The following is a 21,395-nucleotide window of genomic DNA, read 5'->3' on the forward strand; positions in this document are numbered from 1 at the left end:
GCGCCCCCGCGCGGGCGCGGGCGCGCCCGGCCCCCCCCGGGGGGGGGGGGGGGGCCCCGCGCGGGGGGGGGGCGGGGCGCCCCCCCGCCCCGGGCGGGGGCCGGTCGGGCGTCCGCGTGGAACGGGGGCCTCAGGCCACGGGCTGACCCTCGGGACCGGGGGCCGGCAGCGAGGCCGTGCCGGAGCTCGATCCGGAGCCGGAAGGGCTCAGCGGCGACAGGCCGGAGGAGGAACTGGCCGACGCGGAACGCCCGTCCGTGCCGTCGGTGGTGGCGGTGTCCGTCACCCCGTCGGTGGTGGTGTCCACCGCGTCGGACGGCGTGTCCGTGTCGGACGGCGAGTCCGACGGCGAGTCCGACGGAGTGTCGGAGGGCGAGTCGGAGGGGGAGTCCGACGGCGACGAGGTGTCCGTCGACGGGCTCGGCGTGGGCGTCGTCACGGTCGGCGACAGCGTGGACGGGCACGGGGACGGCGTGACGCCGCCGCTCGGCGTCGGCGTCTCGCTGCCGGTCACCGTCACGCACGGCGTCGGCGAGGTCGGGGTGACCGACGGCGAGGTGGACGACGTGGACGGGGACGCGGACGTCGTGGTCGGCGTCGGCCGGGGCGGCGGCGGGGTCGGCTTGTCGTGCCGACCGGTGTCGCCGTGCTTCCGCGCGAACCAGGCGTCGTCCTCGGGGTCGTACACGACGAACACGTTCACCACCGTCACCGACGGCGCCACCACCACGACCTGGGAGGCGTTGTAGCTCGGCCACGGGGTGCCCGTGGTGCGCGGTTCCTTCTGCGCCACCGGCTCGGTCAGCGGATTGCCGCAGGCGCACCGCACCCGGGGCACGCCCCGGCCGTCGACGAGGACGGCCGTCCCCGCCTGGAGGACCGCCTGGTACGCGGTGGCCTCGCCGTTCCGGTAGCCGTGGTTGGTCACCCGGGTGTCCACCCGGAGCTGGAGCGGGGTCAGGGAGCGGAGGTAGCCCGGCACCGCGTTCGCCTCCAGGCCGAGGACCTTCGCGAAGGCGTCGTTCTTGGCGGGTTCGGCGGCGAGGTAGCGGACCTGCTGCTCGACGTTGCAGCTCGCCGACGCGCGCGTGCCGCCGTACAGGCCCGGCGTGGAGCCCGAGACCTGCGGTGTCGCGGCCTCGGCCGTACCGGTCCGCGGCGGCAGCGAGGCGGCCCCGGACGTGCTGTCCGCGCGGGCGGTGGAGGCCGTGAAGGGGTCGGGCCCGGAGGCGGAGGTGTTCTGCAGGAAGACCTCCCCGCTGCCGCCGGACCCGGCGGTGTCGCCCTTGTCGTCCGACCGGCCGACGAGGAGCACGGTGAGCGCGGCGGCCGCGACGACGACGGCGGTGAGCGAGGCGACCTTCGGCACCGAACGCCACCACGGCGTCCCGCCGCCCTTGCCGCCGCCGGGACCGCCGCCCTCACCCCCGCCTCCGCCGCCCCCGCCCCCGCCTCCGCCCCCGCCGCCGTCGTGCGGCGGCTCGGGCGGGGACGGGGGGCCGGCGACCCCGGGGCGGGTGGCCTGGCCGGAGAGCGGCCCCGAGGGCGGTCCCGTGGGCGGACCGGTGGGAGGGACCGACGGTGGGCCGGAAGGCGGCGGCGGTGAAGTCACGTTCTGTCCCTTTCTTCCGTTCGGCGCCATTCTGGGCGCCGGACGCGCACCCCGCACCCGCACACGGAGTCAGTCGGTCCGCGCGTGTTCCACCGTGCAGGTGGTGGTGTTCGCGGGGCACCAGTGGGTGCGGCCTCCGACGAGGCGGAGCTGGAGGTCGGCGTCGGCCATGCCGGCGCGGTCGAGGGCGGCGCGGAGCGCGCCGGGGGCCGGCTGGGGCGGGAGGCCGAGGACGTCGATGAGGACGACGCCGTTGCGGGCGTCGACGGAGGCGATCTGCCAGGCGCCGGCCGCGGCCCAACGGTCGGCGACGGGGCCCGCGTCGGCGGCCAGGGCGCGGTCGCGGGCGACCGCGAGCGTGCCCGTCGTGAGGGGGACCGCGACGAGGAGCACCACCGCCGCCACCGCGACGAGGGTCCGGCCGTGGAACGCCCCGACCGTGAGGCCGGCCGCGCGGCCCGCGTCGCGGACCCGGTAGCCGAGGAAGACGAGGGTGCCGGTGGCGACGATCGCGGCGACGTTGGTCGCGAAGAGCAGCGCGGACTCCCCGGCGTCGTGGTAGCGCCCCACCGCGATCAGCAGTCCCGTGACGGCCAGCGGCGGGACCAGCGAGATGGCGATGGCGACGCCCGGCAGGGCGTCGGAGATGTCGGTGCGGACGAGGGCGAACGCGCCGACGGTACCGGTGGCCAGGGCCGCGAAGAGGTCGATCAGACGCGGGCTGATCCGGGAGGACACCTGGCTGTTGGTGGCGAACGCGTCCGGGGGCGAGACGATCCAGCCCAGCAGCATCCCGATGCACACCACCGCCACCGCGCCGCCGAACACGAGCAGCGCGCTGCGCACCACGTGCGGCCGGTCCGCGAGGACCAGGGCCAGCGCGGTCCCGAGGATCGGCGTCATCAGCGGGGCCACGATCATCGCGCCGATGACGGTGGCGGTGGAGTCGCCGACCACGCCGGCGCCCGCGATGACCGACGCCAGCACCAGCAGCACCCAGAACCGGGAGGAGCTGGGACTGCGCCAGTCGCGTTCGATGAAGAGCGAGTCGGCCATCCGGCGGGCGGCCGCCGCGTCGACCTTCCCCAAAGCGGCGGCCTTTCGACGAGGGGTGGACATCGGTCGGGGCGCCGGTCAGGCGAGCAGCTTCGCCTTGGCCCGCTCGTACTCGGCGTCGCTGAGCGCGCCCTTCTCCTTCAGCTCGGCGAGCCGGGCCAGTTCCGCCGCGCCGCCGCTTCCGCCAGAGGTGCCGGCGGCCTTGCGGACGTACTCCTGGAATGCGGCCTCGGACGCCCTGGCCTGCTGGACGTCGCGCCGGGTCATGCCGGTGCCGCGCGCGATGACGTACACGAGCACGCCGAGGAAGGGCAGCAGGATGCAGAAGGCCAGCCAGCCCGCCTTGCCCCAGCCGCTCAGCTCGTGGTCCCGGAAGATGTCGGTGACGATCCTGAACAGCAGGAAGAACCACATGATCCACAGGAAGAACCAGCACATGGTCCAGAACACGTTCAGCAGCGGGTAGTCGTCCACGTCGCCTCCGGCTCGCCTCGGCCCGATGTCCGTTTCCGGAAGTATCGGATGATCCGGTGCGGGGCGCGATTCGGGCCGGATCCGGTCTCTGGTCCCGCCCCCGGTGCCGTGCTACGAAGAGGCATGCCAGCAGCTCAGGAGTTCTCCCGGGACGTGTACGACGCCGTCGTCGTCGGCGGAGGCCACAACGGCCTCGTCGCCGCCGCCTATCTGGCCCGCGCGGGCCGCTCCGTCCTCGTCCTGGAACGGCTCGGGCGCACCGGGGGAGCGGCGATCTCCACCCGGCCGTTCGCCGGGGTCGACGCCCGCCTGTCCCGCTACTCGTACCTGGTGTCCCTGCTGCCCGACACGATCGTCCGCGAGCTGGGGCTGCGCTTCGCCGTGCGGAAGCGGACCGTCTCCTCGTACACGCCGGTGGAGCGCGGCGGGCGGCCCACCGGGCTGCTGGTCGGCGGGGAGCGCACCCGCGACTCCTTCGCGGCGCTGACCGGATCGGACCGCGAGTACGAGGCCTGGGAGGCGTTCTACGGCCGGATCCGGACGGCGGCCGGGCGGATCTTCCCGACCCTGACCGGGCCGCTGCCGACCCGGGACGAACTGCGGGCCAGGGTCGGCGACGACGCGACCTGGCGGATGCTGTTCGAGGAGCCCATCGGCGCCGCGATCGAGCGGCACTTCGCCGACGACCTGGTCCGCGGCGTCGTCCTGACCGACGCCCTCATCGGCACCTTCGCCGGCGCCCACGATCCGTCCCTGGCGCAGAACCGCTGCTTCCTCTACCACGTCATCGGCGGCGGCACCGGCGACTGGGACGTGCCCGTGGGCGGCATGGGCGCCCTGACCGACGCGCTCGCGGACGCGGCGCGCGGCGCGGGCGCGGAGCTCGTCACCGGCCACGAGGCGATCCGCGTCGACACGGACGGCGAGATCGCGGAGGTCGCCTTCCGCACCCGGGACGGCGAGGGGACGGTCGCCGCCCGCCAGGTGCTGGTGAACGCCTCGCCGCAGGCCCTCGCCGCCCTCCTCGGCGAGACGCCGCCCGCCCCGGCGGAAGGCTCCCAGCTCAAGGTCAACATGCTGCTGCGCCGGCTGCCGAGGCTCCGCGACCGGGCCGTCGACCCGCGGCAGGCGTTCTCCGGGACCTTCCACGTCGCCGAGGGGTACGCCCAGTTGGAGGCCGCCCACGCGCAGGCCGCGGCCGGCCGGCTCCCCGCCGCGCCGCCGTCGGAGATCTACTGCCACTCCCTGACCGACCCGTCGATCCTCGGACCCGGGCTCGCCGCCCGGGGTTACCAGACCCTGACCCTCTTCGGACTCCACACCCCGGCCCGGCTGTTCCCCGCCGGAGCCGCCCACGACACGACCCGCGACGCCCTCCTAGAGGCCACCCTCGCCGAGCTCGACGCCCACCTCGACGAACCGATCGCCGACTGCCTGGCGGTCGACGAGGACGGGCGGCCCTGCGTCGAGGCCAAGACCCCGCTGGACCTGGAGCGCGACCTGCGCCTGCCGGGCGGTCACATCTTCCACCGCGACCTGTCCTTCCCGTACGCCGACGGCACGACGGGACGGTGGGGAGTGGAGACCGCCCACCCGAACGTGCTGCTGTGCGGCGCCGGGGCGGTGCGCGGCGGCGGGGTCAGCGGCATCCCGGGGCACAACGCGGCGATGGCCGCGCTCGGCCGCTGACGGACGACGGGTCAGGACGGGCCGGGGGCCCGGCATCCACGCGGCGGCGGCGGCCTCCGGCGGGCTGTAATGGCCCAGTAACGGCCCCTTCCTAGGGTGCGGGCATCCCGTACCTCCCCCCGGAAGGGTGCCACCCATGTCCCTGTCCCGACCGCCGAGGCGCAGACGTGCCGTGTGGGCGGCGGCCACGCTGTCCGCCGCCGCGGCCCTGCTGACCAGCCCGGTGCCCGCGCTCGCCGACCCCGCACGGGCGGACGCGACGGCCGCCGACGTCGACGCCGCGCTCACGCAGGCCGTCCAGGACGGCGGCGAAGCCTCCTTCTTCGTCGTCCTGGAGAGCCGGGCCGACCTGGCCGCCGCCAGAAAGCAGACCTCGCACGCGAAGGCCGCCACGGCCGCGTACACGGCGCTGAAGGAGACCGCGCGGGAGAGCCAGCGCCCCCTCGGCTCCTTCCTCGACAAGAGGAAGGTCGGCCACCGGGACTACTGGATCGCCAACGCCGTCCAGGTCACCGGCGGCCGGGAACTCGTCGCCGAACTCGCCCGGCGCGACGACGTCGAGCGGCTCGTCCTCGCGCGGACGTACGCACTGGACGACGTCGAGGCGGCCGGCGGCGAGGTCACCGCGGCGCGCACCGCCTCCTCCGCCACCGGCGACGCCACCCCCGAGTGGGGCGTCCGGGACATCAAGGCCGACCAGGTGTGGGCGGAGTACCAGAACCGCGGCGAGGGCATCGTCATCGCCAACGTCGACTCGGGCGTGCAGTACGACCACCCCGACCTCGTCGCCGGCTACCGCGGCAACAACGGCGACGGCAGCTTCACCCACGACTACAACTTCTACGACCCGTCCGGGACGTGCGCCACCAGCACCACCCCGTGCGACAACAACGGCCACGGCACCCACACCATGGGCACGATGACCGGCCGGAACGGCATCGGCGTCGCCCCGGGCGCGAAGTGGATCGCCGCCAAGGGCTGCGAGTCGTCCCAGTGCTCGGACGCGAACCTGCTCGCCGCCGGCCAGTGGATCCTCGCGCCGACCGACCGCGACGGGCAGAACCCGCGCCCCGACCTCGCCCCGAACATCGTCAACAACTCCTGGGGCGGCGGCGAGACGACGTTCTACCAGGACATCGTCGAGGCCTGGAAGGCCGCGGGCATCTTCGAGGCCTTCGCGGCCGGCAACGACGGCGACGGCACCACCTGCTCCACGACGGCCGCGCCCGGCGCGCAGGCACCCGCCTACGGCGTCGGCGCCTACGACGCCAAGGGCAGGATCGCCTCCTTCTCCGGCTTCGGCCCGTCGCCGGTCGACGGCTCCGCCAAGCCCAACATCGCGGCGCCCGGCGTCGACATCACCTCCACGTGGCCGGGTTCGGCGTACCGGGCCAGCTCCGGTACGTCGATGGCGACCCCGCACGTCGCCGGCGCCGTCGCGCTCCTGTGGTCGTCCGCCCCGTCACTGATCGGCGACGTCGACGAGACGCGCAGGCTCCTCGACGAGGCCGCCGTCGACGTCGACGACACCCACTGCGGCGGCACCGCCGGCATGAACAACGTGTGGGGCCAGGGCAGGCTCGACATCCTCGCCGCCGTCGACAGGGCCCCGCACACCGCCGTCACCGTCACCGGCAAGGTCACCGACCGGGCCACCGGCGCCCCGCTGCAGGGCATCACCGTCCGGGCCGTCGACGCCGCCACCGGCGAGCGCACCGTCCGCACCGGCGCCGACGGCGGCTACCGCATGGCGTTCACCCCCGGCACGTACGACTTCACGCTCAGCGGCTACGGCTACGCGCCGAAGACCCTCACCGGCGTCGAACTGACCACCGGCGAACCGCTCACCCAGGACATCGCCCTCACCGCGCTGCCCGCCCACGCCGTCACCGGCACCGTCCTCGACGTCACCGGCAGGCCGCTCGCCGGCGCCACCGTCCAGGTCACCGGCACCCCGGTCGGCACGGTCACCTCCGGCGCCGACGGCACGTTCACCCTGCCGAAGGTCGCCGAGGGCACCTACCCGCTGACCGTGACGCCCACCGAGCCGGTCCTGTGCAACGGCGAGTCCACCACGAGCCTGACCGTCGACGGCGCCGAGACCCGCACCGTCCGCCTCCCGGCCCGCTCCGACGCCTCCGGCACCACCTGCGCCCCGGCCGCGTACTCCTGGATCCCCGGCTCCACCAAGGTCGCGCTCAGCGGCGACGAGGACGCCGAGACGATCGCGCTGCCGTTCCCGGTCACGCTGTACGGCGTCCCGTACACCAGCGCCTCCGTCACCACCGACGGCCTGGTGAACTTCCTCGAACCGCGCGTCGGCGACTACGCCAACACCGCGCTGCCCGAGTCCGCCAAGCCCAACGGCATCGTCGCCCCGCTCTGGGACGACCTGACCCTCGACAAGAAGTCCAGCGTGCAGACGGCCACCACCGGCACCGCCGGCGCCCGCAGGTTCGCCATCGTCTGGAACGACGTCCTGTTCGCCGACGGCAGCGGCACCCGCACCACCTTCGAGGCGGTCTTCGACGAGGCCACCGGCGCGATCACCTTCCAGTACCGGTCCGTCCCGGGCAACGGCTCCTCCGCCACCGTCGGCATCGAGAACCAGACCGGCACCGACGCCCTCCCGTACGCCTACGACCAGGCCGTCCTGACGGCCGGTTCGGCGATCCGATTCGCGCAGGAAGCGAAGTGACGAGCATGCGCACCCCCACCCCCCGACGCGCCCTGGCGCTCGCCTCCGCCCTCGTCGCGGCGGGACTCGCCCTGACCACGGCGCCGCACGCGCTGGCCGCCGACGACGCGGGCACCACCGCGATCACGCTCACCGCCGAACAGGCGCGGACGCTGGCCGAGCACGTGAACGTCGACGTGTACGGCGACGCCCTGTCCACGACGGACGACACGGCCGCCACCGACGCGACCACCGACGCGACCTCCGGCACGGCCGCCGCCACCGCCCCCGTCACCTTCACCAAGAGGTCCACGCTGGAGGGCGTGCGCGGCGTCGCCGCCACCGTCCCGGCCGGCGCCGACGGCGGCTACTTCACCGTGCACAGCCTCGGCAACGTCCAGCTGCACCGGGCCGACGGCTCCACCGCCTGGGCCCGCACCAACGGATCGCTGTACACGGACTGGCAGGTCAAGCCGCTGAGGGCGTACCAGGTCGAGCCCTACCCGGCGCGGATCCTGATGGGCTACAACGCGGTCTCCCCGTTCACACCCAACTCCGACCAGGGCTTCGACACCGCCGACCTGACCGGCGACGGCACGCCGGACCTCGTCCTCACGGCGAGCGTGGGCGCGAGCCCGTACCGGCCCTTCACCTCGCCCGGATCGACGCTGCCCACCGGCACCTTCGTGACGGTCCTCGACGGCGCGACCGGCACCACCCTGTGGTCGAAGCTGTACGCGAACGCCTCCCTGGTCAAGGTCGTCGACGGCACCCTGCTGATCGCCGACGCGCCGCGCCTCAACCAGAACGCGCCGCAGACCCGGACGGCCACCCTCACCGGCATCCGCTTCTCGTACGCCGACGGCGCGCTGACCCCGGCCACGACTTGGACGTACGACACCGGCACCACCGCCGCCGCCACCTGGGCCGCCCTGGAGGCCGTCGGCGGCGGCAAGGTCGCCGCGGTCTGGGACCTGCGCAAGACCTCCACGACCGCCGCCCGCGGACGCACCCTCGTCCTCGACACCGCCGACGGCTCGGTCACCTGGCAGACGGACAGCGCCCTCTACGGACGCCAGCTGCGCCTGGACGCGGCCCGCGGCCGGATCGTCGCCGTGGAACAGGCCGACACCAGCGACGGCATGCGGTACGAGGTCGCCGCCTACGCCCTGGCGGACGGGACGCGCACCACGCTCGACACCCGGGTCAACGCCCTGCCCACCGCCCTCACCGTCGGCGACGCGGCCACCGGCGGCGGCACCGAGTACGTGGTCGCCGAGTCCACCTTCGCCCCCTCCTTCTACGTGAACGCCGCCACGATCCGGGTCCTCGACGGCTCGGACGGCGCCACGGCCCGTTGGACGTACACCACCAAGCGCGGCGCCGCCAACTACGCCGACGGGCCCAGCACCTGGAGCCTCGCCGTCAAGGGCGGCACCCTGGTCGCCGCCGCCCAGGACGACACGGGCCTGGGCACCGGGGCCAACCCGGGCGGCCAGCGGTACGGCTCGCTGACCGCGTTCACCGGCAACGGCAAGGTCAAGTGGCGGCACTCCGGCGTGGAGGCGTCACCCCTCTCCCAGCAGGTCTACTCCGCCGACGGCTCCGACTACGTCCGCGTCGTCGACCAGCAGCAGAACATCCGCGAGTACAGCCTCGGCAACGGCGGACAGAAGCGCCTGACCCCGCTCCAGGGCGACCTCAGCCACGGTCGGGCCGCGGACTTCGACGGCGACGGCAAGGACGACGTCGTGGTCGGCGGCTCCTCGAACGGGGTGTGGGCCTACTCCGGCACCTCGCTGGTCGACGGTGCGCCGAAGCAGCTGTGGCGGGCCACGGTCGCCGGCGAGGTCCACGCCCTCGCCACCGGTGACGTGAACGGCGACGGCACGCCGGACGTCGCCGTCGCCGCGGACACCGCCACCACCGTCCTCGACGGCAGGACCGGCGCGACCCTCACGACCGTCGACGGCGGCGGGACGTACGTCCGCTCGGTCACCGTCGCCGACGTGACGGGTGACGGCAGGGCCGAGATCCTCGTCCCGACCGACGCCCTGCGCGTGTACGACGCGAGCGGCGCGCAGCTGTGGTCCTACTCCGCTCCGGCGGCCGAGGGCGAGGTCGTCTTCTCCGACACGGTCGTCTCCGGCGGGCGGGTGCACACGCAGTACAGCACCCTGGGCGCGTTCAGCGCCTCCGACGCGGTCGCGAACGGCGTCGCCCTCGACGGCGCGACGGGCGCCGTGCGGTGGACCGCCGACCCGGTGGCCCCGGCCCGCGCGGCCGACGGCAAGCTGCACGGCGCCGTCCTCGACCACGGCGTCTTCGCCTCGCCGGGCATCCCGTACGCGGACGGGAACGCGGTCGTCCACACCTGGATCATCAAGGCGGACCCGACGACCGCAGGCGACGTCTCCACCGCCACCCCGCGCGTCGTCATCGAGATCCGCGACGGGCGCACCGGCGAGCTGCTGCACCAGTTCGTCGGCGGCAGCCCCTTCTCGCACGGAAACTACTTCACCGACGGCGCCACCACCCCGCTGTACCAGCTCAGCTTCGGTGTGTTCAACGGCTTCGGCGCCGACGGCGCCCGGACCTACAGCTCGGTGACGCTGCCCCTGCGCACCGCGCAGTTCATCGACGGCCCCGGCGGACGCAAGCTCGTGGCCGGCGGCACCGAGGCCGGACTGGCCGCGTACGACCCGTCGGTGCTCACCAGCGGCGGCATCTTCCAGTCCAGCAACGGCGGCGCCACCCTCATGGGCGGCCGCGGCTACGTCGCCGCCGACCTGGACGGCGACGGCGACGACGAGATGGTGTCGCTCAACCACGACCACTTCGGCGTGAACCGCGCGGCCGAACTCCTCGGCGGCGGAGTGCTGTCCCTGAACAACGCCATCCACCAGATGACGGTGTTCACCCTGTCCTGACCCGCACCGGGCTCCCACCGGACCCCCTGGGCCATGCCCGGGGGGTCCACGCGCGCGTGCGCGCGTGCGACGTTGCCGGAGGCCGGTACCGGAGACGGCGCCAGCCTGCCGGAGACGCGCCTGACGCGTGAGCGCCGCCATGTGGCTCAATCGCGGCGGAGAACACGCCGTCCGGGACGGCGGACCGGTGGGGATCGGCCCGGGGGCAGCGCCTGTGGGGGCTCCTCTGCGCGCTGCTCGGCCTGCTGGCCCTGGGCGGCGCGGCCGCGCTGGGCGCGGCGCTCCCCGGACTGATCGACGCCGAGCGCGGCTACCTCGACGCCGTGCCCTGCGCGGCCCGGGAGCCGGTGCCGGACGGTGCTGCGGACTGCCTGCGCACACTGCGGGGCACGGTGGACTCCGCCCGCGAGGCGCGCTCCGGCAGGACCGACGTGCTCCGTGTGCGGCTGCGTCCTCCCGTTCCGGCCGCGCTGAACCGGCCGCTGGACCTGCGCACGACGGGCGAGCTGGCGGCCGCGGTCGCGTTCATCGGCGCGTACGGCGGCGGGGGGGGGGGGGGGGGGGGGGGGGTGGGGGGGGGGGGGGGGGGGGGGGGGGGGGGGCCCCGCCCCGCCCCCCCCCCGGCCGGTGCGGGCGCGGGTCGGCTTCGGCCCGGCGAAGACCGCCGGCGTGCTGGGCGTCCCGTTCCTGCTGGGCGTCGTCATCGGGAAGATCTGGGAGGGCTCGACGACCGTCCTGGTCACGGCGGCCGTCTCCGCGGTGGTAGCGGTCCAGGCCACGGTCTTCGCCCTCCGAATCGACCGCCCGCAGGCCGCTTCCGCCGACCGCCCGCCCGCGGGACCCGCGGAGGCCGTCACCTGATCGAGCGGAGGAAGGCGCGGGTCCGCTCGTGTCCGGGTGCGTCGAGGAGGGCGTCCGGCCGGCCGGATTCGAGGACGCGGCCCCGGTCGAACATCAGGACGCGGTCGGAGACGTCGCGGGCGAAGCCCATCTCGTGGGTGACGCAGAGCATCGTGATGTCGGTGCCGGCGGCGACGTCCCGCAGCACGTCCAGGACCTCCGCCACCAGTTCGGGGTCGAGCGCCGAGGTCACCTCGTCCAGGAGGAGGAGGTCGGGGCGCATCGCGAGGGCCCGGGCGATGGCGACGCGCTGCTGCTGGCCGCCGGAGAGCCGGGTGGGGTGGGCGTCCTCCTTGTCGGCGAGCCCGACGAGGCCGAGGAGGTCCCTGGCACGGGCGGCGGCCTCGTCCCCGTCGAGGCCCAGGACGTGCCGGGGCGCCTCCATGACGTTCGCGAGGACGCTCATGTGCGGGAAGAGGTTGAACTGCTGGAACACCATCCCGATGCGCCGGCGGCGCGGGGCGAGATGGCTCTCGTCCGCCGGGACGAGTCCGCCCCCGCGGCCGGACGGCATGTGCGAGAACGGCTCCCCGTCCAGGTGGATCACGCCGTCCGTGACCCGCTCCAGGGTCATCAGCAGCCGCAGGATGGTCGTCTTCCCGGAGCCGCTGGGCCCGATCAGGGTGACGCGTTCGCCCGGAGCGACCGCGAGGTCGAGCCCGTCGAGGACGGTGTGCTCCCCGAACCGTTTCGTCACCCCGGCAAACCGGACCTTCTCCGCGGCCTTCACGGAGACGGCCCCGGGCGTGGTGGGTTCAGTGGGCAAGGCGGGCCTCCAGTCGGCGGACGAGCAGGGACGTCGGCCAGCTCGCGAGCAGGAACACGGCGGCGGCCAGGGTGAAGCTCTCCAGATAGGCGAAGTGGGTGCTGCCGAAGGTGCTCGCCTCGCGGACCATCTCGTCCACCGTGATGACCGAGAGGAACGGCGTCTCCTTGAACATCGAGATCGCGTAGTTCCCGAGCGAGGGCAGCACCTTCCGCACGGCCTGCGGCAGGATCACCGCCCGCCACACCCGCCGCCGCGGCAGGGACAGCGCCGTGCACGCCTCCCACTGCCCCTTGGGCACGGCGTCGATCCCGGCCCGGTACACCTCGGACAGGTACGTGGCGTAGTGCAGGCCCAGGACCAGGACGCCGAGCGTCAGCGCGTCCAGGCCCGGCACCAGCACCCACGCGGCGAACAGCTGCACCATCACGGGCGTCGAGCGCACGAACGTGGCCAGCGCGCCGACGGGCAGCGCGATCCACCGGACGCCGGACCGCTGGAGCAGGGCGACGCCGAGGCCGGCGACCACGGCCACGGCGAAGCCGAGCACCGTGGCGAGCAGGGTGACGCCGAAACCGGACAGCACGACGGGCAGCGCGGCACGCGCCGCGTCCATGTCCCACATCACGCGCCACCGCCCGTGGCGCCGAGCCGCGCCCGCGCCCGCCGCTCCAGCGCGTTCATGCCCGCGCCGAGGAGTGCGGCGACGCCGAAGTACACCAGGAGCAGCAGCAGATAGGCGGCGGCCGTGCCGCCCGTCGCGGCGCGCAACTGGTCGACCTGGAAGGTGAGATCGGCGACGGTGACCAGGGACAGCAGCGGTGTCGCCTTGAGCAGCTGGATCAGCAGGTTCTTGAAGGGCGGGATCATCAGCGCGTACGCCTGTGGCAGCAGGATCCGCCGCAGGCGCAGCCCCGGGCACATGCCCAGCGCGATCGCCGCCTCGGTCTGGGCGGCGGGGACGGCGGCGATCGCTCCCCGCACCACCTCCGCCCCGTACGCCCCGTAGTTGAGGCCGAAGGCGAGCACCCCGCAGGCCAGGGGCTCCAGCCGGAAGCCGAGCATCGGTAGCGCGAAGAACAGCCAGAACAGCTGGACGTACAGCGAGGTGCCGCGCAGGAACTCGACGACGGCACGGGCGCCGCCGCGGACGACGAGGAGGCGCGAGCGGGCGGCCAGGCCCAGGGCGAAGGCGACGAGCAGCGCGAGGGCCGCGCCGAGCCCGGTGGCCTCCAGGGTCACCAGGAGCCCTTCGCCCAGTGCCGGGAGGGACCGGCCCAGCTCGGAGAGGAAGACGGCCATGCCGGAACCCGTCACCCCGCGCACAGATCCGCGGTGCGCAGGGTGCGCGGCGGCACCTCGCGCTCGGTGAACCCGTACCTGCCGATCAGCCGCACGTACCGGGCCGGGTCGCCGGTGATCCGGGCGAGTTCCTCGTCGAACGCCTTCCGCAGCGAGACGGCGCCGGTCCGGAAGACGGCGCCGCCGGGGCTGTACTGCTTCACCCCGTCGACCTCCGGCACGAACGGCTCCAGGACCTCCACGGCCGCGTCCCCGTTGGCGCGGGCGAGCCAGCGCAGCGAGATGCCGGTGAGGGCGAAGGCGTCGATCCGGCCGGCGAGCAGGGCGTCGAGTCCGTCCTGCTGCTTGGCCACCGCCACCACGGAGCCGTCCGGGACGCCCGCCGCCTTCGCGTACGACGTCTCCACGGCGGCCGTCAGGACGCCGACGCGCACCCCTTTCCTCCCCGCGCAGGAGGCCAGATCGCTCAGGCCCTCCGGGTTCCCCCGGCGGACCATGAGCGCGGTGGGGGAGACGAACTCGGGCTCGGAGAAGGCCACTTTGGCGCAGCGTTCGGGCGTGATGGCCATGCCCGCGCTCACCACGTCGAAGCGTCCGGCCAGCAGCCCGGGGATGAGGGAGCCGAACTCGGTGAGCGTGGGCCGGAGTTCGGGGATGCCGAGGGCGGTGAAGATCTCCCGGTGCAGCGTGGGCGCCTCCCCGGCGAGTTCGCCGCCGTCCTGGAAGCCGTACGGGGCCTCGCCGGCGAATCCCACCCGGACGTGGCCCTGCTGCCGCAGCCGCCCCAGCAGGTCCGCGTCCCCGGCGGGGGCGCCGGTGCCGGCCTCCGTCCGGCTGCACGCGGTGAGCAGGACGGGCGCGGCGAGGGCTCCGACGAGGAGGTGTCTGCGGGAGAGCTGCGGGGTCATGGGCGTCCTTTCGCGGGGGAGGGGACGGGAGAGGGGGAGGGTCAGCCGATCGGGGTGGTGTCCCGGGCGGCGATGAACGACGGCCGCCGGACGGGCGCGGCGAACGGCAGCTCCGGCGCGTTCTCGACGCTGTTGAAGACGAGGAAGACGTTGCTCCGGGGGAACGGCGTGATGTTGTCGCCGGAGCCGTGCAGGGCGTTGCAGTCGAACCAGACGGCGGATCCGGCGTCGCCGGTGAAGTGCTCGATGCCGCACGCCTCGGCGAAGGTCGTGAGCGCCTTGGGCGAGGGGATGCCGGCGTCCTGCATGCGCAGCGACCGCTTGTAGTTGTCCTTCGGGGTCTCGCCGGCGCAGCCGAGGAAGGTGCGGTGCGAGCCCGGCATGATCATCAGGCTGCCGTTGGTGGTGTGGTTCGGGGTCAGCGCGATCGACACCGACACGGCCCGCATCAGGGGCAGTCCGTCCTCGGCGTGCCAGGTCTCGAAGTCGGAGTGCCAGTAGAAGCCGCTGGCGCCGAAGCCGGGCTTGACGTTGATCCGGGACTGGTGGACGTAGACGTCGGAGCCGAGGATCTGCCGCGCCCGGTCCACCAGCCGCGGGTCGGCGGCGAGCCGGGCGAACACCTCGCTGATCCGGTGCACTTCGAAGACGGACCGGATCTCCCGCGAGCGCGGCTCGACGATCGACCGCTCGTCCTCGCGGATGCGGGGGTCGGTGACCAGCCGGTCGAGTTCGGCGCGGAGTCCGGTGACCTCGTCGGGGGTGACGAGGGCGTCCTGGGCGAAGAAGCCGTTGCGCTCGTACTCCTCCAGTTCGCGCGGCCAGAAGGGGCCGGGCGTGCCGGGTTCCGACCAGACGACGGGCTCCTTGCGGTAGACGAGGGCCTCCTCGGTTCCGCGGGTGGGGTACGGGTCGACGGGACGGGCGGGAGCGGTGGTCATCGCGGTGCTGGCCTTTCTCGTACGTGCGGGGCGGGGCTGTCGGGGATTCACGCGCGGGGGTTCGGGCGCGGGGGTTCGGGCGCGGGGTTCACGCGCCGGGGTTCAGGCGGCGGGGTTCACGCGTCGCCGGGTTCGGTGAGCAGCGGGTAGACGCCGTTCTCGTCGTGGTCCTCGCGGCCGGTGACCGGCGGGTTGAAGACGCACAGGCAGCGGAAGTCGGCCTTGACCCTCAGGGTGTGCCGCTCGTGGCCGTCGAGGAGGTACATGGTGCCGGGGACGATCGTGTACGTCGTCTCGGTCTCGTGGTCGGTGAGTTCGGCCTCGCCCGCGGTGCAGACGACGGCCTCGACGTGGTTCGCGTACCACATGGCGGTCTCGGTCCCGGCGTACAGGACGGTCTCGTGGAGGGAGAAGCCGACGCGCTCGCGGGCGAGGACGATGCGCTTGCTCTCCCAGGTGCCGGAGGCGGAGCGCACGTGCCGCTCGGTGTTCTCCAGCTCGTCGAAGGTGCGGACGATCACGGCGGTGGCCTTTCGTGCGGGGGTGGTTCAGGCGGTGTGGCGGACGGCGCGGGCGAGGATGCCGAGTCCCTCGTGGAGTTCGTCGTCGGTGACGGTCAGCGGGGGCAGCAGCTTGACGACCTCGTCGCCGGGCCCGGACGTCTCGACCAGGAGGCCGAGTTCGAAGGCGCGCCGGCAGACGGCCCGGGCCCGCTCGCCGTCGGCGAACTCCAGCCCCCACACGAGCCCGCGCCCGCGGGGCGCGGTCCCGGCGCCCAGCTCGCCCAGGGCGGCCTCGACGGTGGCGGCCCGCCGGAGGGTGCGGTCGCGGAGCGTGGTGTCGCGCCAGTAGGTGTCGAGGGCGGCGGTGGCGGTGACGAAGGCGGGGTTGTTGCCGCGGAACGTGCCGTTGTGCTCGCCGGGCTCCCAGACGTCGAGTTCGTCGCGGAACAGGCAGAGGGACATGGGCAGTCCGTAGCCGCTGATGGACTTGGAGAGGGTGACGACGTCCGGGGTGATGCCGGCCTCCTCGAAGGAGAAGAAGTCGCCGGTGCGGCCGCAGCCCATCTGGATGTCGTCGACGATGAGGAGCATGTCCCGGCGGCGGCACAGGTCGGCGAGGCCGCGCAGCCACTCGGCGCGGGCCGCGTTGACGCCGCCCTCGCCCTGGACCGTCTCGACGATGACGGCGGCCGGATGGTCGAGGCCGGAGCCGGAGTCCTCCAGCAGCCGCTCGAACCAGAGGAAGTCCGGGACCCGGCCGCCGAGGTAGTGGTCGTACGGCATCTGCGCCGTGTGGCTCAGCGGCACCCCGGCCCCGGCGCGCTTGCCGGCGTTGCCGGTGAGCGCGAGCGAGCCCAGGGACATGCCGTGGAAGGCGTTGGTGAAGGAGACGACGGTCGTCCGGCCGGTGACCTTGCGGGCGAGTTTGAGGGCCGCCTCGACGGCGTTGGTGCCGGTCGGGCCCGGGAACATCACCTTGTAGGGGAGGCCGCGGGGAGCGAGGACGGTCTCCTGGAACGTCTTTAGGAACCGCCGTTTGGCCGTGGTCGACATGTCGAGGCCGTGGGTGATGCCGTCGCCGCCGAGGTAGTCGAGGAGCGGGCGCTTGAGGGCGGGGTTGTTGTGGCCGTAGTTGAGCGAGCCGGCGCCGGCGAAGAAGTCGAGGAAGGGACGGCCGTGCTCGTCGAACAGGCGGCTGCCCGTGGCGCGTTCGAAGACGGTGGGCCAGGAGCGGCAGTAGCTGCGTACCTCCGACTCGACGGTCTCGAAGACGGTGGGTTCGGTCTCGGCGATGAGCGTCATGCGGGACTCCAGTACGTGGGGGGAGCGGCGGAGTGGGCGGGCCGTGAAGGGGCGGGCGGTGGCGGGGCGGGCGGCCGGCGGGCTCAGAAGGCCAGCGGCGCGATGCGGTGCAGCACCTCGGCCTCGTGGCCGGGGGCCGGGAAGGCGGCGGACGGGAAGAGGACCGTCCGGCGCACCCGGGCACCGTGCCGCCGGGCGTAGGCGGCGAACAGGCGCTCCGACGCCAGGTTGCCGGGGGTGATGGTGGTCTCGACGGCGTCGAGCCGGCACGAGTCCGCGACGCGCTCCGAGAGGTGGTCGAGGAGCGCCCCGGCGATGCCGAGCCCGCGGTGCGCGGCGTCGACGGCGACCTGCCAGACCAGCAGCGTCCCGGGCGCGTCGGGGCGGAGGTAGCCGGTCACGAAGCCCAGCGGCCGTCCGTCCGCGTCGCGGGCGACGGCGGACGTCTCGGCGAAGTCGCGGCACCACAGGAGGTAGCTGTAGGAGGAGTTGACGTCCAGGGTCTCGGACTCCCGTGCGAGCCGCCAGAGTTGGGCGCCGTCGCCGACCCGTGGGCGCCCGACGGTCCATGAGCGGGCGGAGACCGGCGCTTCGTCCCGGACGTGTTCCGGTGCTGTGTGAGCTGGGGTCATGGGCGCCGAAGTTACCCAGCGCAGCGGCGAACTTCCTCGCCCTGCGGGGTTCCGGAAGGACCGGATCCGTGTTATGCCCCGGCGGCTGCGGACCGGCCCTCGGACGATCATCCCGAGAAATGTGGGGGTGCATAGCGGCTGAAACCGGGACAGAGGTTCCGTTCATAACGACGGCATAACACCTTCGATCCGTGCCGCGGCGCCGCCGGAGCGTTATCGGATCGCCGATCAACAGGCCGTTTGGCGGCGCCGGAACCGGTTAGGGATGCCTCGTATGGGGTCGTGTTCACGCAGTGTCACCGCCGCGGCGACGCCCGCCGACCGTCCGGACGCCCGCCGACCGTCCGGACGCCCGCCGACCGTCCGACGCCAGTCGATCGCCGGACGCCCGCCGACCGTCCGGACGCCTGTCGATCGCCGGACGGCCGCCATCCGCAGGCGGAGCCGCCCGGGCCGGACTAGCGTGGGCAGGGTGAGCAGTCGGCTCCCCAGCACCCCGCCCCCCGCCGCCGCACCGGGCACCCCCGGCGCCCCGGGCGGCGACCCTGTCCGGACGGGGCTCCGCGTCGCCGTCCAGGCCCTCGCCGCCGTCGTCGCCGGCTATGTCGCCATGGGCGTCACCGCCGCCCTCGGCCTCTGGGCGGCCGGCGCCGCCGACCTCCCCGGAGGCTTCGCCGCCGTCCTGGCCGCCGTCGTGGTCATGGCCGCCGGCGGCCAGGTCGAGATCACCGGCTCGGCCGGCGCGTTCGCCGGCACCGAGGGCGAACTGACCGCGATGCCCCTCACCGTCACCCTCGTCGGCGCGCTCGTCACCGGCGCCGTCTTCCTCCGCCCGCTGCGCCACCACGCGGTGGCCCGGGCCGGCGACCACGCGGCCCGGGCCGGGGCCGTCGTCGCGCTGTGGCTGGCCGTGCTCGCCGGGCTCTGCGCCGTCGCCCGCCACGACTTCCCCCTCACCCTCGGCGTCGGCGACTCCCAGGAACCCCTCGCCGACCTCTTCGGCGAACTCCTCGACGCGACCGACCCCACCGTCGGCTTCCGCACCGTCGTCGGAGCGACCCTCGGCTACGGCCTCCTGTGGATCCTCGGCGTCCTGCTGGTCGCCCTCCTCGTCTCCCGCCGCAGCGCCCTCCCCGCGCGCGTGCTGCGGTACCAGGAGGCCGTCCGGCCCGCCGCCTCGGCGATGCTCCTGCTGCTGCTCGCGTACGTCGCCGTGGGCCTCGTCATCGGCCTGGTCGTCGCCGCCACCAAGGGGCACGCCGCCGAGACGTTCGCCGTCCTCCTCCTCGGCCTGCCCAACGTCAGCTGGCTCGCCCTCGGCGTCGGCATCGGCGGCTCCTGGGAGGGCACCGTCGAGGGTCCCTTCGGCCTGCCCATGCCGCAGATCCTCGACGCCGTGCTGCGCGGCGGCGACGGCTCCGGCCTGTCCACGGTCGACCTGTCCTCGCTCGCCGCCGAGGACGGACGCGCCTGGTGGCTGCTGCCCATCGCCGCCGTCCTCGTCCTCGCCGCGGCCTTCGTCGCCGCCGTACGCTCCCCGGCCCGGGTCCGGCCCTGGCAGCACGCCCTGCACGTGGGCGTCGCCTTCGCCCTCACCATGCTGGCCGTCGCGCCCCTCACCCTGGTCGAGGCGCGCTTCGGCCTCTCGATCCTCGGCATCGGCGACCTCGCGGCGCTCGGCGGCGAGGTCGTGCTCCGGCCCGACGTGTGGCGCACGGTCGGCCTCGCGCTCCTCTGGGGCCTCGTCGCCGGCTTCCTGGGCGGCCTCCTCGCCACCCGCACCCGCCACCACGGCCAGCTCCCCTCCGAAGACTCCGAAGACTCCGAAGACTCCGAAGACTCCGAAGTCTCCGAGGGCTGACGCGGGTCCCGTCCGAGGACCGCCCGACGCGGGCCACCGCCTGCTCCCCGAGCCGCGCCGCTACTCCCCGAGCCGCCGGAACACCGGCCGCGCCCACCCCGGTGGCTCCGGCGGCGGGCCCGGCGTGCGCTGCCCCGCCCCGGTCACCGCGACCGGACCGCCCGGCACGCGCGCGAGGGCCGCCCGCAGCTCCGCGACGAACTCCAGGCACGTCCCGTACCGCTCCTCCGGCGTCTTCGCCAGCGCCCGCGCGAACACCGCGTCCGCCGCCTCCGGCAGCCCCGGCCGGTGCTCGGCCAGCGGCGGCGGAGGGTCGTACTGCTGCGCCCACAGCACCGCCCAGTCGGTGTCCCGGCGGAACGGCGGCACCCCGCACAGCGTCTCGAAGACCACGCAGGCCAGGCTGTACACGTCACAGCGCCCGTCCACCGGCTTCCCCGAGATCTGCTCCGGCGCCACGTAGTCCAGCGTGCCCACGAACTCGCCCACCGTCGTGAACCCGGTCAGCGACAGCGACTTCTTCGTCAGCCCGAAGTCCGTGAGGTAGACGTGCTCCGGATGCTCCCGGTCGGTGCCCTCGGCGACCAGGATGTTCCCCGGCTTCACGTCCCGGTGCACCAGGTCGTGCGCGTGCGCCGCGTCCAGCGCCGACGCCACCTGGGCCGCGATCCGGCCCGCCGTCGCCGGCGGCAGCGGCCCCTCCCGGGCCAGCAGCGCCACCAGGTCCTGCCCCGCCACGTACCGCATGGCGATGTACAGGACCCCCTCCGTCTCGCCCGCCTCGAAGACCGGCACGATGTGCGGGTGGTCGATCGACGCCGCCACCCGCGACTCGTGCGCGAACCGCTTCCGGAAGGTGTCGTTGCGCGCCAGCTCCGGCGCCAGCAGCTTCAGCGCCACGGTCCGGTCGAGCCGCAGGTCCCGGGCCCGGTACACGACGGCCATCCCGCCGCGCCCGATCTCGGCCTCCACCCGGTAGCCCGCGATCTCCTTGCCGACGAGCCCCGAGGGCCGTCCCGCAGGGAAGCCGGTGTCCCGCGCCCCGCCGGCGCCCGCGCCCGCCATCAGCGCTCGCCCTCCGCGTCGGGCGGCCGGCTCACGACCCGCGTCGGCGGCGGCCCGGCCGCCACCGCCGGATCGACCTGCGGCACCACCTGCGTCGGCTCGTACGCGACCGGCGCCGGCCGCGCCTCCGGCACGGGCTCGGTCTCCGGCGCGGCCCCGCCCTCGGCCCCACCCGAGGGCACGGGCTCGGCTTCGGGCTCGGGTTCGGGTTCGGATTCGGGTTCGCGCGAAGGCTCACGTACAAGCTCCGCTGCCGCCGGGGCCCCGGCCTCCTCGGCCGTCCGGGAGGGCCCCGACGCCGCCGCGTACGTCGTCAGGCCCACCCCGTCGCAGTACACCCAGCGTTCGTGCTCGGCGTCGTACAGCCAGACCGACTCGCCGTCGACGACCATCCCGACCCGCAGCCCGCGCGTGCGCCGTCGGAAGGTCTCCCCGTCCGCCCGGCCCGCCGCCAGCTCCTCCACCGCCCGCCGGTACCGGCCCAGGGCGTCCTCGGCGCGTGCGATGAGCGGGCGCGGGTCGGCCGTCCGGGCGAGCGCGGAACCGGCCGCCGGAGGGTCGTCGGGGACCGTGACCAGCAGCCGTGCGTCCACCCACGCCTGCCAGCCGTTGGAGCACAGCACCCGCCCCCAGTCACCCGTCCGCTCCACCAGCCGCACCGGCAGGAAGGCGTCCAGCGGGACCGTCGGGTAACCCGGGTCGGGCGCCTGCCAGGCGGACAGCCCGCCGCGCGGCACGACGTGCGTCGGCCGGAAGTCGGACGCGTAGCCGGGATCG

The 21,395-nt window shown here is 74.5% G+C and carries 17 protein-coding genes and 1 pseudogene; 5 read left to right on the top strand and 13 right to left on the bottom strand.

All coding sequences use genetic code 11. The features are described 5' to 3' along the window. Window positions 1–310: 310 nt before the first annotated feature. The 3 genes and pseudogenes from ACFW1I_RS28455 to ACFW1I_RS28465 all read right to left on the bottom strand — a co-directional run. A pseudogene (locus tag ACFW1I_RS28455) lies at window positions 311–1,612 on the bottom strand (DUF6777 domain-containing protein); the annotation flags it as partial. Between the two features lie 69 nt (window positions 1,613–1,681). Beyond that, window positions 1,682–2,701, bottom strand: coding sequence for a DUF389 domain-containing protein (locus ACFW1I_RS28460; RefSeq protein ID WP_384675212.1), 1,020 nt, complete (start codon window positions 2,699–2,701; stop codon window positions 1,682–1,684). 45 nt (window positions 2,702–2,746) lie between these two features. Then, complete coding sequence (locus ACFW1I_RS28465) at window positions 2,747–3,142, bottom strand: SHOCT domain-containing protein (RefSeq protein ID WP_384675214.1); 396 nt, start codon at window positions 3,140–3,142, stop codon at window positions 2,747–2,749. Between the two features lie 123 nt (window positions 3,143–3,265). Here ACFW1I_RS28465 and ACFW1I_RS28470 point away from each other — a divergent pair, with 123 nt between their 5' ends. The 4 genes from ACFW1I_RS28470 (at window position 3,266) to ACFW1I_RS28485 (ending at window position 11,299) form a co-directional block, all read left to right on the top strand. Then, a complete protein-coding gene (locus tag ACFW1I_RS28470; RefSeq protein ID WP_384675216.1) occupies window positions 3,266–4,831 on the top strand; it encodes a phytoene desaturase family protein in 1,566 nt (521 codons plus the stop codon). A 136-nt stretch (window positions 4,832–4,967) separates the two neighbouring features. Beyond that, a complete protein-coding gene (locus tag ACFW1I_RS28475; protein WP_384675218.1) occupies window positions 4,968–7,529 on the top strand; it encodes a S8 family serine peptidase in 2,562 nt (853 codons plus the stop codon). A gap of 5 nt (window positions 7,530–7,534) precedes the next feature. Then, complete coding sequence (locus ACFW1I_RS28480; protein ID WP_384675220.1) at window positions 7,535–10,438, top strand: FG-GAP repeat domain-containing protein; 2,904 nt, start codon at window positions 7,535–7,537, stop codon at window positions 10,436–10,438. A 627-nt stretch (window positions 10,439–11,065) separates the two neighbouring features. After that, entirely contained in the window at window positions 11,066–11,299 is a 234-nt protein-coding gene (locus ACFW1I_RS28485) for a hypothetical protein (RefSeq protein ID WP_384675222.1), read from the top strand. Here the strand turns inward: ACFW1I_RS28485 and ehuA are convergent. The 8 genes from ehuA to ectA form a co-directional block, all read right to left on the bottom strand. Next, window positions 11,292–12,104, bottom strand: coding sequence for an ectoine/hydroxyectoine ABC transporter ATP-binding protein EhuA (gene ehuA / locus ACFW1I_RS28490; RefSeq protein ID WP_384675224.1), 813 nt, complete (start codon window positions 12,102–12,104; stop codon window positions 11,292–11,294). The genes ACFW1I_RS28485 and ehuA overlap by 8 nt on opposite strands. Further along, window positions 12,094–12,729 carry an ectoine/hydroxyectoine ABC transporter permease subunit EhuD gene (gene ehuD / locus ACFW1I_RS28495; RefSeq protein ID WP_384675226.1) on the bottom strand — a complete coding sequence of 212 codons (636 nt, stop codon included), beginning with the start codon at window positions 12,727–12,729 and terminating at the stop codon, window positions 12,094–12,096. Before ehuD ends, ehuA begins: the two co-directional genes overlap by 11 nt. After that, window positions 12,729–13,406, bottom strand: a complete 678-nt coding sequence (gene ehuC, locus ACFW1I_RS28500) for an ectoine/hydroxyectoine ABC transporter permease subunit EhuC (protein ID WP_384675228.1) — start codon at window positions 13,404–13,406, stop codon at window positions 12,729–12,731. Before ehuC ends, ehuD begins: the two co-directional genes overlap by 1 nt. Window positions 13,407–13,417: 11 nt before the next feature. Then, a complete protein-coding gene (gene ehuB, locus ACFW1I_RS28505; protein WP_384675230.1) occupies window positions 13,418–14,314 on the bottom strand; it encodes an ectoine/hydroxyectoine ABC transporter substrate-binding protein EhuB in 897 nt (298 codons plus the stop codon). Window positions 14,315–14,355: 41 nt separating this feature from the next. Then, window positions 14,356–15,255 (bottom strand): ectoine hydroxylase, encoded by a 900-nt coding sequence (gene thpD / locus ACFW1I_RS28510; RefSeq protein ID WP_384675232.1) that lies wholly within the window; start codon window positions 15,253–15,255, stop codon window positions 14,356–14,358. A gap of 116 nt (window positions 15,256–15,371) precedes the next feature. After that, window positions 15,372–15,776, bottom strand: coding sequence for an ectoine synthase (locus ACFW1I_RS28515; RefSeq protein WP_384675234.1), 405 nt, complete (start codon window positions 15,774–15,776; stop codon window positions 15,372–15,374). Window positions 15,777–15,803: 27 nt separating this feature from the next. After that, on the bottom strand, window positions 15,804–17,060 hold the full coding sequence (gene ectB / locus ACFW1I_RS28520) for a diaminobutyrate--2-oxoglutarate transaminase (protein WP_384675236.1): 1,257 nt from the start codon (window positions 17,058–17,060) through the stop codon (window positions 15,804–15,806). An 83-nt stretch (window positions 17,061–17,143) separates the two neighbouring features. Beyond that, window positions 17,144–17,692, bottom strand: a complete 549-nt coding sequence (ectA, locus tag ACFW1I_RS28525; RefSeq protein WP_384675238.1) for a diaminobutyrate acetyltransferase — start codon at window positions 17,690–17,692, stop codon at window positions 17,144–17,146. Window positions 17,693–18,155: 463 nt separating this feature from the next. Between ectA and ACFW1I_RS28530 the strand changes: the two genes are divergently transcribed. Continuing rightward, entirely contained in the window at window positions 18,156–19,553 is a 1,398-nt protein-coding gene (locus ACFW1I_RS28530) for a streptophobe family protein (RefSeq protein ID WP_384675240.1), read from the top strand. A gap of 60 nt (window positions 19,554–19,613) precedes the next feature. Here ACFW1I_RS28530 and ACFW1I_RS28535 read toward each other — a convergent pair whose 3' ends face one another. Next, window positions 19,614–20,618, bottom strand: coding sequence for a serine/threonine-protein kinase (locus ACFW1I_RS28535; protein ID WP_384675241.1), 1,005 nt, complete (start codon window positions 20,616–20,618; stop codon window positions 19,614–19,616). Next, a complete protein-coding gene (locus tag ACFW1I_RS28540; protein ID WP_384675243.1) occupies window positions 20,618–21,355 on the bottom strand; it encodes a hypothetical protein in 738 nt (245 codons plus the stop codon). Before ACFW1I_RS28540 ends, ACFW1I_RS28535 begins: the two co-directional genes overlap by 1 nt. Between the last annotated feature and the right edge of the window lie 40 nt (window positions 21,356–21,395).

Source organism: Streptomyces sp. NPDC058955 (assembly GCF_042741435.1).
In the GTDB taxonomy this organism is placed as follows: domain Bacteria; phylum Actinomycetota; class Actinomycetes; order Streptomycetales; family Streptomycetaceae; genus Streptomyces.